The sequence below is a fragment of the Kitasatospora sp. NRRL B-11411 genome (genome assembly GCF_000721345.1).
In the GTDB taxonomy this organism is placed as follows: domain Bacteria; phylum Actinomycetota; class Actinomycetes; order Streptomycetales; family Streptomycetaceae; genus Kitasatospora; species Kitasatospora cineracea.
Genome location: NZ_JOGH01000135.1, coordinates 1 through 15122, shown reverse-complemented (window position 1 = coordinate 15122; position 15122 = coordinate 1). Strand labels below are relative to the sequence as shown.

The 15122-nt window shown below is 77.0% G+C and carries 13 protein-coding genes; 8 read left to right on the top strand and 5 right to left on the bottom strand.

Annotated features, from left to right (window positions below):
• Nucleotides 1–243: 243 nt before the first annotated feature.
• On the top strand, nucleotides 244–654 hold the full coding sequence (locus IH44_RS0134635) for a hypothetical protein (RefSeq protein ID WP_051817940.1): 411 nt from the start codon (nucleotides 244–246) through the stop codon (nucleotides 652–654).
• A gap of 115 nt (nucleotides 655–769) precedes the next feature.
• On the opposite strand, the gene IH44_RS0134630 is transcribed toward IH44_RS0134635, so the two are convergent.
• Together IH44_RS0134630 and IH44_RS0134625 are read right to left on the bottom strand one after the other, a co-directional pair.
• Complete coding sequence (locus IH44_RS0134630) at nucleotides 770–1690, bottom strand: NADP-dependent oxidoreductase (protein ID WP_030463791.1); 921 nt, start codon at nucleotides 1688–1690, stop codon at nucleotides 770–772.
• Nucleotides 1691–1937: 247 nt separating this feature from the next.
• Complete coding sequence (locus tag IH44_RS0134625) at nucleotides 1938–2741, bottom strand: metallophosphoesterase (protein WP_051817938.1); 804 nt, start codon at nucleotides 2739–2741, stop codon at nucleotides 1938–1940.
• A gap of 223 nt (nucleotides 2742–2964) precedes the next feature.
• On the opposite strand from IH44_RS0134625, the gene IH44_RS43365 reads away from it, so the two are divergent.
• The 3 genes from IH44_RS43365 to IH44_RS41875 all read left to right on the top strand — a co-directional run bounded on the left by IH44_RS43365 (nucleotide 2965) and on the right by IH44_RS41875 (nucleotide 5610).
• The gene (locus IH44_RS43365) at nucleotides 2965–3504 is read left to right on the top strand and encodes a hypothetical protein (RefSeq protein WP_051817936.1); all 540 of its coding nucleotides are present in this window, start codon (nucleotides 2965–2967) and stop codon (nucleotides 3502–3504) included.
• Between the two features lie 197 nt (nucleotides 3505–3701).
• On the top strand, nucleotides 3702–4517 hold the full coding sequence (locus IH44_RS0134615) for a hypothetical protein (RefSeq protein WP_157852563.1): 816 nt from the start codon (nucleotides 3702–3704) through the stop codon (nucleotides 4515–4517).
• 157 nt (nucleotides 4518–4674) lie between these two features.
• Complete coding sequence (locus IH44_RS41875; RefSeq protein WP_035957284.1) at nucleotides 4675–5610, top strand: serine hydrolase; 936 nt, start codon at nucleotides 4675–4677, stop codon at nucleotides 5608–5610.
• Nucleotides 5611–5715: 105 nt separating this feature from the next.
• Here IH44_RS41875 and IH44_RS0134600 read toward each other — a convergent pair whose 3' ends face one another.
• Complete coding sequence (locus tag IH44_RS0134600) at nucleotides 5716–6276, bottom strand: DUF1990 family protein (RefSeq protein WP_030463785.1); 561 nt, start codon at nucleotides 6274–6276, stop codon at nucleotides 5716–5718.
• A gap of 201 nt (nucleotides 6277–6477) precedes the next feature.
• Nucleotides 6478–6690 carry an EF-hand domain-containing protein gene (locus IH44_RS0134595; RefSeq protein ID WP_030463784.1) on the bottom strand — a complete coding sequence of 71 codons (213 nt, stop codon included), beginning with the start codon at nucleotides 6688–6690 and terminating at the stop codon, nucleotides 6478–6480.
• Between the two features lie 348 nt (nucleotides 6691–7038).
• Between IH44_RS0134595 and IH44_RS0134590 the strand changes: the two genes are divergently transcribed.
• Entirely contained in the window at nucleotides 7039–7602 is a 564-nt protein-coding gene (locus tag IH44_RS0134590) for an EF-hand domain-containing protein (RefSeq protein ID WP_030463783.1), read from the top strand.
• A gap of 7 nt (nucleotides 7603–7609) precedes the next feature.
• Here IH44_RS0134590 and IH44_RS0134585 read toward each other — a convergent pair whose 3' ends face one another.
• Nucleotides 7610–8281, bottom strand: coding sequence for a peptidylprolyl isomerase (locus IH44_RS0134585; protein WP_030463782.1), 672 nt, complete (start codon nucleotides 8279–8281; stop codon nucleotides 7610–7612).
• 307 nt (nucleotides 8282–8588) lie between these two features.
• On the opposite strand from IH44_RS0134585, the gene IH44_RS0134580 reads away from it, so the two are divergent.
• From IH44_RS0134580 to IH44_RS0134570, 3 genes are all read left to right on the top strand, one after another.
• Nucleotides 8589–11744 carry an FtsX-like permease family protein gene (locus tag IH44_RS0134580; RefSeq protein ID WP_030463781.1) on the top strand — a complete coding sequence of 1052 codons (3156 nt, stop codon included), beginning with the start codon at nucleotides 8589–8591 and terminating at the stop codon, nucleotides 11742–11744.
• Nucleotides 11741–14449: a hypothetical protein gene (locus IH44_RS0134575; protein WP_157852562.1), complete on the top strand. Its 2709-nt coding sequence runs from the start codon at nucleotides 11741–11743 to the stop codon at nucleotides 14447–14449. Before IH44_RS0134580 ends, IH44_RS0134575 begins: the two co-directional genes overlap by 4 nt.
• Nucleotides 14450–14501: 52 nt before the next feature.
• Nucleotides 14502–15122: ABC transporter ATP-binding protein (locus IH44_RS0134570; protein WP_035957285.1), on the top strand; the 621-nt coding region annotated here is incomplete at its 3' end.

The window sequence follows — 15122 nt, the reverse complement described above, 5'->3', positions numbered from 1 at the left end:
CTCGGACTCTAGCCGCGGCGCGGGCCGGGCGGGGGCGGGGAGCGGCGGCGGGCGGCGGATGCCACTCGTTCGTGCGACCTGCGGCGATGCGGTGACGGCCGTTGCGGCCCACGCGGCCGGGGGCGGGCGAACGGGCGGGCGGGCGGCGTGTACTGACAAGTAGTCAAGTGATCTTGGTTGCTGCTACCGTGCCTGCTTCGGCCCGGGGCGGGAATGCCGCGGGGAAGCGGGAAAGGGAGATTCATGCGCATATCGCAGCGGAAGGCCGCCCTCGCGCTGGGCGTCCTGGGGATGACCGCGGGAATGGTGACCGCGGCCGCTCCGGCCGAGGCCGCCACCACCCCGAGCGGGGCCTGCGGCAGCGGCTACTACCAGATCGACCACCACGCCCTCGGCACGGTGGCCGACATCTACCTGTTCTACAACGGTTCGAGCAACTGCGCGGTCACCTGGGTCCGGAGCCCGAACGGGACCAGGACGTACGACCTGCGGGTGCACATCGAGCGGAAGAGCGACCTGCACGAGGCCTCCGACGGCGGCTACTACAACTACTACGCCGGCCCGGCCAAGCTCAGCGCCGCGAACACCTGCATCTCGTGGGGCGGTTACGCGGAGGGCACCAGCTGGTCGTCCGGCTGGGAGCACTGCGGCTGAGCAGCGGCTGAGCAACGACCGGGCAGTGGCCGGGCAGCGGCCGAACAACGACCGGGCAGCGGCCGAGCAGCGGCCTGGCAGCGGCCGGGCCGTCACGGACCCCGCGCGGCGGCGGTCAGTTCGGCCGGACCTGAATGATCGTCCGACCGGGGGTGCGCCGGCCCGGGGCGAAGGCGGCGGGTGCTTCGGCGAGCGGCCGGACGGCGCCGACGAGCGGGCGGAGGCGGCCGTCCCGGACCCGTTCGGCGAGGTCGGCGAGGCGGGCGCGGTCGGGTTCGACCACGAAGAAGACCGCCCGCCCGCCCTCCGGGCGGACCTCGGGCGGTGCGGCGATGGTGACCAGGGTGCCGCCGGGCCGGACCAGGGCGGCGGAGCGGGCGAGGACCTCGCCGCCGATCACGTCGAAGACGACGTCGGCCTGGCCTGCGTTCTCCGCTTCCCCGTGTTCCAGGTCGAGGAAGGCGTCGGCGCCCAGGGCGAGCACCCGGTCGCGGTCGGCGGCGCGGCCGGTGCCGACGACCCGGGCGCCGGCCCCGCGGGCGAGTTGGACGGCGATCGAGCCGACGCCGCCCGCGGCGCCGTGGACGATGACGGTCTGGCCGGTGGTGAGGCGGCCGTGGTCGAACAGGGCCTGCCAGGCGGTCAGTCCGGAGATCGGCAGGGCGGCGGCCACGGTGTGGTCGATGTCCGCCGGCAGCGGGGCGAGGTTGCGGGCCTCGACCGCGGTGTACTCGGCGAGCGTGCCGTCGCGGGTCCAGTCGGCCAGGCCGAACACCCGTTGGCCGATGCTCAGGCCGGTGGTGCCGTAGCCCAGTTCGGCGACGGTGCCGGACAGTTCGTGGCCGGGCACGCTCGGTGTCCGGTCGCGGCCGGCGCGGTCGGTCCAGGTGCCGGGCCAGTCGAGTTCGCCGGGGGTGAAGCCCGCGGCGTGCACCCGCACGACGACGTCGTTCTCGGCCGCGTGGGGGTGCGGGATCTCCTCCAGCGACAGGCCGGCGGGTCCGGCGTCGCGGTCTCGCACGGTGATGGCGCGCATGGGCAGGTCCTTACCGGGAGGGACGGGCGCGCCCGCGGGCCGGGACGGAGTGCGGGGCCCAGGGCGGCGCGTCGGCGGGAAGTCGCTGCCGTTCAGCATGGGCGCCCCGGCTCGCGCGCGCATTCTTTCGGCGCTCGGCGCCCAGCGCCCGGCACTCGGCGCCCGGTTCTAATCGATCGGCGATCGGCGATCGCCGATCGGCGCAGGCTCGGGAGGGGCCGGGACGCGCGGGGGCGGGCGGCGCCGGTCAGCGCAGGCGGGTGAGCAGGATCCGGCCGCCCTCGTACACGCCGCCGTCGATGGCGACGACCCGGTCCTCGGCGTAGCGCAGGGCTTCGCGGACGTTCTCCGGGGGGATGCCGAAGTGCTTGGTGAGGGTGCTGTGGCCGTGCACCAGGACGGTGCCGCCCAGGGCGTCGAGCATCCGGGCGACGGGGTCGTCGGGGGCGGCGGCCCGGGCGCCGTGGAAGGAGCCGCGGGAGCTCATCCGGCGGCTGAACTCCAGCCAGGCGCCGGGGTCCTGGTCGGTCAGGGCGGCGGTGGCGGCGCGGTTGACGGCGTCGAGGTCGGGGCCGAGTTCGAGGTACTGGGTGGTGTCGGAGTGGACCAGCAGGTGGTCGTCGACCAGGGCCGCGGCGGGGAGGGCGGCGAGCCAGTCGAGGTGGTCGGGGGTCAGTCGGCGCAGGTCCGCGTCCTGGCCGCCGAAGCGGGCCCAGCCGCCGTGGAAGCCGCCGGGCTGGCTCCAGCCGGGGACGGGGGCGGTACCGAAGCGGTGGGCGGCGAGCAGTTGCACCTCGTGGTTGCCCAGCAGCGCGCCGACCTGGCCGCCGGTGTCCGGGGCCTGTGCGGCGAGGCGGCGGATGTCCTCGATGACGCCGATGCCGTCCGGCCCCCGGTCGACGTAGTCGCCGAGCAGCCAGAGCCGGGCCCGGCCGCCGGACCACTGCCCGGTGTCGTCGGTGAGTCCCGCTTCGCGCAGCGCGTCGCGGAATTCCGCGCGGTGGCCGTGGATGTCGGCGGCGGCGTACAGCGGAGCGGGTGAAGAGGGCACGGCCGGGACGGTATCAGGACGGCGGCCCCGCGGGTCGCCCCGTCCGGTGGTGAATTGCGCGGTTTGACGGTGCTTCCGGTGATGGGTCCGGTCCTGGTCGAGGCCCTCTTGACGGATCCGCGAATCGATGCGGCAAACCGTGCGACTCGGGGGGCGGGACTCCGGTACGGTACGTCAGCCGACCGGCTCTTTATGCACACCTTATGTCCAGTTTGGGATTTCTGTGAACATTGACTTCAGCCTCGACCCGGGCTTCTCTTGGTACGTCGTCCTGCTGATGATCAGCGGTCTGATAACGATTTGCACCGCCCTCGTGCCCGCCTCGGGGCTGAGCGCCGGCATGCGGGTCTTCAGCGCCATCGCCGGTGCCGCGTTCTTCGGTTACGGCGTCTACCTCGCGTTCTTCTTCGAGGGCGGCCACTACCTCCTCATCTTCAAGGCATTCATCGTGCCGGTCGTACTGATCATCAACTTCGTCCGGTCGATGGTGAACCGCGCCAAGAGGACCCCGGTCCCGCCGCAGGGCCAGGTCCCGTACCCGGGCCAGGCGCCCTTCCAGGGCCAGGCTCCGTACCCGGGCCAGGCTCCGGCGCAGGCCCCGTACGCCGGCCAGGCTCCGTACGCCGGTCAGGCGCCGTACGCCGGTCAGGCTCCGGCCCAGGGCCAGGCGCCGTACCCGGGTCAGGCGCCGGCGCAGGGTCAGGCTCCCTACCCGGGTCAGGCTCCGGCCCAGCCGCCGGCCGGGCCGGGCCAGGGGGTCTGATCCCTCCGGTCGTGGTTCCGTGAAGCGCTGTTCACCGGAAGCGCCGTCCCGCCGCTGTGCGGGGCGGCGCTTCCGGTTTTCGGGGCGGGGTCGACGAGTGCTCAAGAGCGGTGCGGGCCGGGGCTGTTGACGGGCTTTACGTGGTCATGGATAGTCACACGCGCGGGAGCGCCCCGCCGGTGGGAAGGGGTGTCGGGATGGGAGTCCACGGGGTGGCGGCCGGTGTGCGGGTGCGGGCGGCGCGGGTCGATCCGCTGCTGGCCGACCGGGTGGTCGAGGCGCTGCTGCTGGTCGGGCTGCCCGTCGCGCACGGCGGCCACGGGCCGGGGGTGCACCTGTTCGCCACCGGTTCGGCCGACGACGCCCGCGGCAGCGCCGGTACCGGGGCCGACGATCCGGAACGGTGGCCGCTGACGCTGCGCTGGCTGTGCTCCGCCCGGCTGGAGGACGCCGCGGCGGCAGCCGGGGCGGGGAGCCCGTGGCCCCGGACCCGGCAGGTGGTCGCGGACAGCATGGAGACCGCGCTGGCCGAACTCCTGCCCGCCCTCGGCCTGTCCGCCGTCCGGGGCGCGCCCGACGGGCCGACCCGGGTCGGGCCCGCCGAGTCCGCCGAGTCCGCCGAATCCGCCGAATCCGCGGCCGAGCCGGGGCAGGAGACCGGGCTGGAGCCGGAGACCGGGCCGGGGCAGGGACCGGCGGCCGCGCCGGTGGCGGCCGCGGTCGAGGCGGCGGTCCGGCGCGGCGCCGCCCTGGCGGGCCTGCCGCTGGCCCGGCACCCCCGGGCGGCCGGTGTCGCGCTCGCCGGGTGCGTGCCCGACCCCGGGGCCGGGCCGGTGGTGGACGTCGCCTGGCGCCCGTCCCCGCAACTGCCCGCCACTCCCCTGGTGTCGACGGCCGTCCGGGAGTCCATGCACCACGCGATCGGCTCCGCCCTCACCGCCTGCGGGCTGCGCACCTCCTGGCACCGGCCCGCGGACAGTGCCCCGCACCTGCACGCCACCGCCGACCACTGAGCGGCTGAGCGGCTGAGCGGCTGAGCCCCCGGACGCGCCCCGGCCGGGCGGTGGCGCGCAGGGTGATCGCGGTGGCCTCGTCCGGACGGACGGCTTCTCAGTGGGGGCTCAGCCGGGGCTCATCGCAGGTCAAGGCGGGCCGCGGAGCATCATCGGCATGACGGCACCAGCGGAATCCCGGACCTCCTCCCGCAGGCAGGAGCGGCGCGCCAGGCGTACCCGGCGGATCAGGCGGGCGGTCGCGGTGGCGGTGGTGCTCTCGGCGCTCGGCTCCTGGCTGGTGCTCTCCCGCTCGACCACCGGCACCCCGGCGAGCGCGACGGCGTCCGTCTCGCTACCGGCGGCCGACAGCGGCACGACCACGGCGGACGCCGGTACGGACACGGCCCCGGACTCCGTGCTGGCCGCCGCGCTCGGCGACCTCGACGGGCACTTCGCCGTCACGGTCGCCGACCCCGGCTCCGGGGCGTCCGTGGCCTGGGGCACGGACTCGTTCGTCACCGCGTCGATCGTCAAGGTGGACATCCTGGCGGCGCTGCTGCTGCGCAACGACGGCGTGCTGACCGGCGATCAGAAGGCGGCGGCCGCGCTGATGATCGAGCAGAGCGACAACGACGCGGCGACCGCCCTGTTCGAGGCGGTGGGTGGCGCGGTGGGCCTGGACGAGGCGAACGCGGCCTTCGGCCTGACCGGGACCGCCGCCGGGACGGACGGCTTCTGGGGGCTGACCAGCACCACCGCGGCCGACCAGGCGCAGTTGCTGCGGGTGGTCTTCACCGAGGACTCCCCGCTGGGCTCCGCCTCCCGCGCCTACCTGGCGAAGCTGATGGGCCTGGTCGCGGACGACCAGGACTGGGGCGTCTCCGCGGCCGACCAGGGCGGCGCGGTGCAGCTGAAGAACGGCTGGCTGCCCCGGGACAGCACCGGCCTGTGGGTGGTCAACAGCATCGGCCGGATCGAGTACGGCGGCCGGCCCCTGCTGGTGTCGGTGCTGAGCGACGGCTCGGCGACCGAGGACGCGGGCATCGCGCTGGTGGAGTCGGTGGCCGAGGCGGCGGTGCGGGCCTTCGCCGATGACGCGCAGCAGCAGTAGTGGCAGCCGGCCCGGCGGCCCCGTTCGACGCCCTGGCACTCAACGCCACAGCGCTCCACGCTCAACACCCCGGCCCGGCGGCCCCGTTCAGCTCGGCCGGTCGCGCTACGTCCGGGCCGCCGCGCGGGCGACCACCCGCAGGTAGCGTTCGATCGCGAGGTGCTGGAGCAGCAGGGCGACGGGGCGGCCGAGGCGGGCGTACCAGGCGGCGAGCCGGGAGAAGGCGGCGACCTCGAACCACACCTCGCCGTCCGCGTCCATGCTGACCACGAAGGACTCCTCGCCGCGCTCGGGGTGCCCGGGGAGGGTGCCGTAGGCGAAGCCGATCCGGTCGGGTTCTTCGAGCGTCCAGACCACTCGGCAGGGGATGACCAGGCGGGGCAGCCGCAGTCCGGGCAGGGCGAGCCTGAGCAGGACGGTGTCGCCGGGGGCGATCCGGCCGGGGGCCGGGTGGACGGCGAAGCCGGAGCCGAGTTGGGCGCCCCAGCCGAGCAGGTACGTTCCGGCGCGTTCGAGGACGGCGGGCCCGTGGCCGAGGTGGACGCGGCGGCGCAGCCAGGAGTACCCGGCGGGCAGCGCGGCGGCCCGGGTGGCGCCGACCTCGGGGTAGCTGGGCGCGGCGGCGCGGGCGGCGAGGTGGCGTCGGCGGAGGTCGTTCGACGGCATCGGCCAGTTGTACGACGTCCGGGGGCGGCCGGACAACCGGCCCGAACCGGCCCGGACCGGACCGGTGGGTGTCCGCCCTGGTCAGGGCGTTGCCGGTGTGGCGCACGTCACCGGCGGCGCACGTCACCGGCGGCGCCCGGCCGGCGCGCGGCGCGTCGGACGCGACGCACGGCGCCCCGGCCGGGAGCGGACCGTCGGCGGTCAGCCCTGGACGGAGGTCCAGAACTCCTCGAAGGACAGCTTGCCGTCGCCGTTCGCGTCCTTGGCGTTGATGATCGCCTGGGCGACCGTCTCGGTGACGTGGTAGTCGCCGAGCTGGGCCATCACCGTCTTGTACTCGCGTGCGGTGACCCGCCCGTCGCCGTCGACGTCCAAGCGCGCGAATGCCGCCCGTGCCGCTTCGATGTCGGCCACGAGGCCCACCCCTTTTCTCACTGTTCCGCTGCTCACTCGGCGCCGTGTTCGACGCGCGGGCCACAATAGCCGCCGTTCCCGAGCGCCCGACAGGCCGGTCCGGGGCAGCCCGGGCGGACGACCGCAGACGACAACAGCGGACGACGGGCGGACGACGCCAGACGACGCCAGCGGACGACAACGCCGGGCGGTGGCGACGGCGCGTGCCGGTCGCGGTGCGCCCCCGGCGCGGGGGCGGGTCGGTGCCGTGCGACCGAGCGCTGCCGTAGGGCGGCGCGGAGTGGAAAGGATCAGCCTCGCACCCGGACGGGGTGGGGATCCGGGACGGGCCGAGAGAGAGGTGCCGCCATGGCGAGCGAGTTCCAGCGCCACAAGCTGACGGGCATGTTCCACGCGTTCGACACCGACCGGAACGGGTACCTCGACCAGCGGGACTTCCGCGCCCTCGCGGACCGCTGGAAGGCGCTGCCCCGGGTGGCGGCGGAGCCGGAGCTGGCGGCCCGGGTGGAGCGGGTGATGCTCGGCTGGTGGGACGTGCTGCACGCGGCGGCGGACACCAACGGCGACGGGCTGGTCGACCTGGACGAGATCCTGGCGATGGTGGACCGGCTGCCGGGGATGCGGGCGGCGGTGGCGGAGACCTCGGACACCGTCTTCGACGCGATCGACGAGAACGGTGACGGCCGGATCTCCCGGGAGGAGCACCGCCGCCTGGTCGAGGTGTGGAACGGGCAGCCGACGGACACCACCGGCGTGTTCGAGCTGGTCGACCTGGACGGCGACGGCTTCCTGTCCCGGGCGGAGTTCGCCGAGCTGTGGGCGCAGTTCTGGATCAGCGCGGACCCGGCGGACCCGGGCAACCACCTGTGCGGGGCGCTGGCCCCGGCGGCGGGGGGTGCCGCCGGGGCCTGAGGCCGGGTCAGTGCTTGGAGATCCCGACGTTGCGGATGTTGACGGGCAGCGTCGGGAAGCCGTCGCCGGGGCCGTTCTGGTCGTCCTCGCCGCCGGCGGCGATCTTCTGCAGCACGTCGAGCCCGGCGGTGACCCGGCCGAAGGGGGTGTAGGCCGGGGAGAGCTTGGTGTCCTTCCAGACGATGAAGAACTGGCTGCCGTTGGTGTTCGGCCCGGCGTTGGCCATCGCCACGGTGCCGGCGGGGTAGGTGGCGCCGTCGAGGTTCTCGTCGGGGAAGGAGTAGCCGGGGCCGCCGCTGCCGGTGCCGGTGGGGTCGCCGCACTGCAGGACGTAGAGCCGCTGGGTGGTGAGGCGGTGGCAGTGGGTGCGGTCGTAGTAGTCGTGTTCGGCGAGGAAGCGGAACGAGTAGGTGGTGCAGGGTGCCTTGCCGGTGAGGGCCTGGAAGGTGATCGCGCCCTGGCTGGTGCGGAGGGTGGCGCTGTAGGGCTTGGCGGCCTTCTTGGCGTCGAAGACCGGGATGCCCTTGAAGTTGTCGGCGGGCACCGCCGGGGTGTAGGTGCAGGTGGTGGCCGCGGGTGCGGCGGCCGGTTCGGCGGCGGTGGCCGCGCCTGCGGTGGAGAGGGCGAGCGGCACCGCCGCCAGGGCGGTCAGCCCGGCGGTCCAGGACGTGCGCTTCATTCGACAGCCTCCGGGTAGGGGCAGTGCGTTGGCAGGGACCTGCCGTACCTGCCCACCCGGCCGCCCCGCGAATCCCGGCCGCACCCTCGTCCCCACCCTTCCCCCGCGCCCCTCTCCCGCTCCGCTCCCCCACCGCGGGCCGCCGCGCCCGCACCTCGGCCGGTCCCGCGACCCTCGCCCGTCCGGCAACCTCTTGACAACGGTTCGCACAAGATCCTTCTCGATCCCCCGTTCGGTGTGACACCATCGTCCGCTATCCGGTGAATGGAGTACCGGGCGACGGAACGGGCCCGGGGAGGCGGAAGCGATGATCGGCTTCGTCGTGCGCCGGCTGCGCGGGCGGCTGCCGCTGGCGGCGGCCGCGCTGCTGACCGTGTTGATCACCACCTCGGTGCTGACGGCGCTGGTGGCGTTCGACCGCGGGGCCGCGGAGGCGGGGCTGCGGCGCGCGCTGCAGGGCACCGGCGCGGCGCGGGCGGCCGTACTGGTCGGCGGCGACCGCGCGGTGGCCGACCGGGCGGGGGACGACGCGGCGGTCGCCGGCTTCGCCCGCGGGCTGTTCGGCGCCCTGCCCACCACCGTCGAGAGCGTGGCCCGCAGCCGCTCCTACGGCCTGCCGGGGTCGACCGACCGGCCCGACCTGACGGTGCTGGCCGCCCTCGACCGCAGCCGCACCGCCCTGCTCTCCGGCACCTGGCCCGCCGCCCCCTCCCCCGCGTCCGCGCCGGTCCAGGCCGCCGTGCCGCAGAACGCGCTGGCCGGGCTGGGCCTGGACGCGGCGGCGCTGCCCGCCAGGCTGGAGCTGACGGACCGTTTCACCAACCGGCCGCTGACGGTCGAGGTGACGGGCGTCTACCGGGCCGCCGACCCGTCCGACCCGTACTGGCGGACCGACCCGGCGGCGGGGCGCGGCGTGCAGGTGCTGGCGTACACCACGTACGGGCCGCTGCTGGTGGACGACGCGGTGTTCACCTCCGGCGCGGTGGCGCAGGCGGGCCGCAGCTGGCTGGTGCGGGCGGACTTCGCGGGCCTGACCCCGGGCGCGGCGGCGGCGCTGCGCGCGCGGGTCGCCCCGGCGGGGGCGGCCCTGAAGCGGGACGCGGCGCTGACCGCGGACACCGGGCTGGACGCGCTGCTGGGCGAGCTGGCCTCGGACGCCCAGGTGGCGCGCTCGACGCTGCTGGTGGGCGCGCTGCAACTGGCGGTGCTGGCGGGGGCGGCGCTGCTACTGGTGGTGCACCTGCTGGCGGACCGGCAGGCGGCGGAGAACCGGCTGCTGGCCGCGCGCGGCGCCTCGCGCGGGCGGGTCGGGGTGTTCGCGGCGGGCGAGGCGGTGCTGCTGGCGGTGCCGGCCGCGCTGCTGGCGCCGCTGCTGGTGCCGTGGCTGGTGCGGCTGCTGGCGGCGACCGGTCCGCTGGCGGGCGCGGCGGCCGGGTCGCTGCCGTGGGTGGTGTGGCCGGTGGCGGCGGCCTGCGCGCTGGGCTGCGTGCTGCTGACGGCGCTGCCCTCGCTGGCCCGGTCGGCGGGTGCGGCGCTGCTGCGGCGGGCCGGGCGGCGGCAGGCCCGGGTGTCCTCGGTGGTGCGTTCGGGGGCGGACGTGGCGCTGCTGGCGCTGGCGGTGGTGGCGTACCGGCAGTTGGCGCGGTACTCGGGGGTCTCGCACGGGGTGGACCCGCTGCTGGTGGTGGCGCCGACGCTGGCGCTGTGCGCGGGGACGGTGCTGGTGCTGCGGGTGCTGCCGCTGGTGTCGCGGCTGGGCGACCGGTGGGCGGCGCGTTCGACGGGGCTGGGGCCGGCGCTGGCGGGCTGGCAGTTGGCGCGCCGGCCGGCCCGGGCGGCGGGGCCGGTGCTGCTGCTGGTGCTGGCGGTGGCCGTGGGCATGCTGGCGATCGGCCAGCGGGCGTCCTGGTCGCAGTCGCAGCGCGACCAGGCGTCGTTCCTGACCGCGGGGGGCCTGCGGATCACCGGTTCCGCGCTCCCGGCGGCGGGCCAGGGCGGGGTGTACGCGGCGCTGCCGGGCGGGGAGCGGATCGTGCCGGTGGCCCGGCGGGACGTCCCGCTGCCGCAGGGTGCGGCGGCGACGGTGCTGCTGCTGGACGCGGGGCGGGCGGCGGCGCACCTGCCGGTGCGGGCGGACCTGCTGGGCGGGCGGTCGGCGGGCGAGGTGTTCGGCCCGCTGGCCGCGGCGCCGCTGGACGGCCCGGCACTGCCGGAGCGGGTGGAGCTGGACGTGACGGCGGACGGCGCGCCGGGCCTGTCGCTGCTGGTGCGCGACCGGTTCGGGCTGGTGTACCCCGTCCCGGCGGCGGCGCCGCTGGCCGGCGGCCCGCAGCACCTGGTGGTCGACCTGGCGGCGGGCGGGCCGAACGGCCGGCTCGCGGGCCCGTTGACGCTGGCCGGGCTGGCGGTGGACGCCCCGGGCGGCGCCGGGAGCCTGACCGTCGACCGGCTGGCCGCGGGGGACGCGCCCGCGGCCGACTGGTCGCTGACCGGCGGCGCGGCCGGGTCCGCCTCCACCGCCGGGTCCGCCCGCAGCGGCGGGTCCGCTCCCGCCGGTGCGTCCACCTCCGCCGGCGCGTCCGTCTCGAACGGTGCGGGGCACCTGCCGGCGGTGTCCTGGCCCGCCTCCCCCGGCGGGGCCCGGCACCTGGTGCTGGCCCCGGGCGGGCGGGCGGCGGCTCCGGCGCTGTCGGCGGTGGCCACCGAGTCGTACCTGGCGGTGGTCGGGGCGCGGGTGGGCGAGGAGGTGCCGGTGCCGTTCGGCACGGCGACCCTGCGGGCCCGGGTGACGGCGGCGGTGACGGCGCTGCCCGCGACCGAGGGCCCGGCGGTGGCCCTGGACCTGGCGGCCGTCGACCGGCAGTTGGACGCGCGCGGCGAGCCCGCCGTGTCGCCGTCCGAGTGGTGGCTGCCCGCGGCGGGCGCGGGCGACGACGCGCCGCGCCGGGCGGCCGCCGAGTTGCGGGCGGCGCCGTTCGCGCAGCAGGTGCTGGAGCGGGACGCGCTGGCGGCGCAGTTGCGCGGGGATCCGCTGGGCGCGGCCCCGCAGTCGGCGCTGGCGGCGCTGGCGGTGGCGGCGGTGCTGCTGGCGGCGATCGGGTTCGCGGCGTCGGCGGCGGGCGCGGCCGCGGAGCGGTCCCGGGAGTTCGCGGTGCTGGCGGCGCTGGGCGCGCCGCGGCGCCGGCTGCTGCGGACGGTGGCGGCGGAGCAGGGCGTGCTGGCGGTGCTGGGGGTGGGCACGGGCCTGCTGCTGGGGACGCTGCTGGTGCACCTGGTGGTGCCGCTGGTGGTGCTGACCCCGGCGGCGGCCCGGCCGCTGCCGGCGGTGCTGGTGCGGCTGCCGCTGGGGCAGGTGGCGGCGCTGGCGGTGGTGACGGCGGCGGCGCTGCTGGTGCCGGCGCTGCTGGTGGGGCGGCGGGGCCGTGATCTGACGGCCCGGCTGCGGAACGTGGAGGAGATGTGAGGACCCCTCCCGCGGTGGCGCCGTGGGTCCGGACCAGGCTGCGCGCGGCGCGGGCCTCGGCGTGGTTGACGGCGGCGCTGGTGCTGGTCACGGTCTTCCTGGCGGCGGCGCTGCCCCGGGCGCTGGACCGCAGCGCGGACGGCGCGCTGCGCGAGCAGGTGCGGGCGGGCGGCCGGGACGGCGCGGTGCTGACGGCGACCTCGCTGCGGCTGGGCGCGCAGGGCCCGGGCTCCCCCGCCGAGCAACTGGACGTGCTGGCGCAGGAGTTGGTGCGCCGGGTGGCGGAGCCGCTGCGGCCGACCGAGCTGGGCGCGGTGTACGGCTCGACCACGCTGGCCGACCGTTCGCTGCCCGGTCCTGAGCTGCCGCGGCCGAACGGCATGGCGCCGGTGCTGGGCCTGGCGTACCTGCACGGGGTGGACGCCCGGTCGGCGCTGGCGGCGGGCCGCTGGCCGGCCGCGACGGACGGCGCGGACTTCGAGGTGGCGCTGTCGGAGCAGGTGGCGCGGACCTTCGGGGTGTCGGTGGGCGCGGTGCTGGACGCGGGGACGGACACCTCGATGTCCCCGCCGCGGCACTTCCGGGCGACGGTGGTGGGCCTGTTCGCGGCGGCCGATCCGGCCTCGCAGTTCTGGGCGGGCACGGACTGCCTGGTGCGGGCCTGCCTGAGTTCGACGGTGGCGCTGGGCGAGCGCACCCAGTACTGGCGGGCGGCGGCGCTGGTCGGGCCGGGCGAGCTGGCCGACCTGGGGTTCTGGTCGGGCAAGTCGCCGCAGGACTTCGTCCGGGTGCCGGTGGACGTCTCAGCGGCCCGGGCCGATCAGCTGCCGCAGTGGCGGGCGGCGGTGGGTTCGCTGACCGGCGGCCCGCAGCGCACCGCGCTGCAGGTGGCTTCGGAGCGGCCGGACGTGCAGGTGCGTTCGCAGCTGTCGGCGCTGCTGGGGACGGCGGCCGAGCGGCAGTCGGCGGTGGCGCCGCTGTCGGTGCTGGGCCCGGCGGGTGCGGCGGGCGTGGCGCTGACGGTGCTGCTGCTGGCGGCGGTGCTGGCCGGTGAGCGGCGGGCGGGCGAGTTGCGGCTGCTGCGGGCCCGCGGGGCTTCGCGCGGCGGGGTGCTGCGGCGGCTGCTGGGCGAGAGCGCGGCGACGACCCTCCCGGCGGCGGCGCTGGGCACCGCGCTCGCGCTGCTCCTGCTGCCGTCGCCGCGCTGGGGCGGGGCGGTGCTGGCGGCGGGGGTGACGGCGGCGGTGGCGCTGCTGGTGTTCCCGGTGCGGGCGGCGCTGTTCCCGCACGCGGGCGCGGCGGCGGGTCGCCGCCGGGTGGTGGCGGAGCTGTCGGTGCTGGCGCTGGCGGTCGCGGCGGTGGTGGCGGTGCGGCAGCGCGGGGTGGCGCCGGCGGGTGCGGGGGTGGACCTGCTGCTGGTGGCGGCGCCGCTGCTGATCGCGCTGGCGGGCGCGGTGCTGCTGGCCCGGCTGCTGCCGCCGCTGGTGGGCGCGGTCTCCCGGTGGGCGGCGCGGCGGCCGGGCGCGGTGGGTTTCCTGGCGCTGGCCCGGGCGTCGCGTCCGGCGGTGCTGCCGCTGCTGGCGCTGCTGCTGGCGGTGACGACGGCGGGTTTCGGCGCGACGGTGCTGTCCTCGGTGGACGCGGGCCGGCTGCGCGCGGTGCGGGCGGAGACCGGCGCGGACGCCCGGGTGACGGCCCGCACGGTGCTGCCGGACGGGTTCGCCGAGGCGGCGGCGGCCCTGCCGGGGGTGCGGGCGGGCGTGTCGGCGTGGACGGACCGGACGGCGTCGGTGGCGGCGCCGGACGGGACGGTGCTGTCGGAGGTGGCGCTGCTGGTGGTGGATCCGCAGCAGTACGCGGCGCTGGCCCGCCGCAACGGGCAGCCCGCGATCGATCCGGCGCTGCTGTCCGGCGGCGGGGCGGACTGGGCGCCCGCGCTGGTCAGTCCGGGGCTGGCCGGGCGGCTGGGGTCGGGTGCGCATCCGCTGCACACCGGTCAGTCGGTGGTGTCGTTCCGTCCGGCGGGGGTGCTGCCGGCGGGGGGCGCTCCGGCGCTGGGCACCGGGGAGGCGGTCGTGCTGCCGGCCCGGCAGGCGTCGGCGCAGGTCCCGGCGCTGGCGGGGGCGAACCTGTGGCTGGGTTCGGGCGAGTTGCGCACCGCGCAGGTGCGCGGGCTGCTCCAGCGGCTGGATCCGGCGGCGGCGCCGGACGGCGGGGCGTACGCGGTGCGCACCGGCGCGGAGGAGCGGGAGCGCCTGGCGGCGGATCCGCTGCAGCGTTCGGCGGCCCGGGTGTTCTCCTGGTCGGTGCTGGCGGCGGGCGTGTTCGCGGCGGGCGCGGTGCTGCTGACGCTGGTGCGTTCCGGTCCGGAGCGGGCGGCGGTGCTGGCCCGGCTGCGCACGATGGGGTTGCGGCCCCGGCAGGGGCTGGCGGTGATCCTGCTGGAGTCGCTGCCGACGGCGCTGGGCGCGGCGGTCGCGGGCGCCCTGCTGGCCACTGCCGCGACCCTGCTGCTGGGCCCGGCCGTGGACCTCTCGGCGCTGGTCGGCGTGCCCGCGCCGGGCGGTGTCGCCCCGTCCGCCCGGTCGGTGCTGACCTGGTCGGCGGCGCTGGCCGTGCTGTTCGCGGCCACCGTGCTGGCGGAGGCGCTGGTCTCCGGGCGCCGCCAGATCACGGTCGAGCTGCGGGCCGGGGAGGACCGTTGACCGCCCTCTGTCCCTTCTTCCCTCCAGGAGCCGAACGGTGAGCACCGAACCCATGCCCGGCAGCGCGGACGTCCCGAGCCTGCAGGAGTTGCGCAGCCGGGCGCTGGCGGCCGCCGCGCCCCGGCGGTACGGGGCGGACGCGGCGATCGCCTGCGACCGGGTGGTGAAGATCTTCACCGCGGACAGGGTCGAGGTGCAGGCGTTGCAGGGCCTGGACCTGACGGTGGACCGGGGCGACCTGGTGGCGCTGGTCGGCGCGTCGGGCAGTGGCAAGTCGACGCTGCTGAACATCCTGGCGGGCCTGGACGCGCCGACGGCGGGTTCGGCCCGGGTGGACGGCCGGGACCTGCTGTCGATGTCGGCGAAGGAGCGGCTGCGCTACCGGCGCGAGGTGGTGGGTTTCGTCTGGCAGCAGACGGCGCGCAACCTGATGCCGTTCCTGACGGCGGAGCAGAACGTGGCGCTGCCGATGCAGTTGCGCGGCGAGCGCTCGACCCCGGCCGCGACCCGCCGCCGCAGGCAGCGGACGGCGGAGCTGCTGGAGGCGCTGGACATCGGCGAGTTGGCGCACCGCCGCCCCGCCGAACTCTCCGGCGGCCAGCAGCAACGCGTCGCCATCGCCGTCGCCCTCGCCAACCAACCCGCCGTCCTGCTCGCCGACGAACCCACCGGC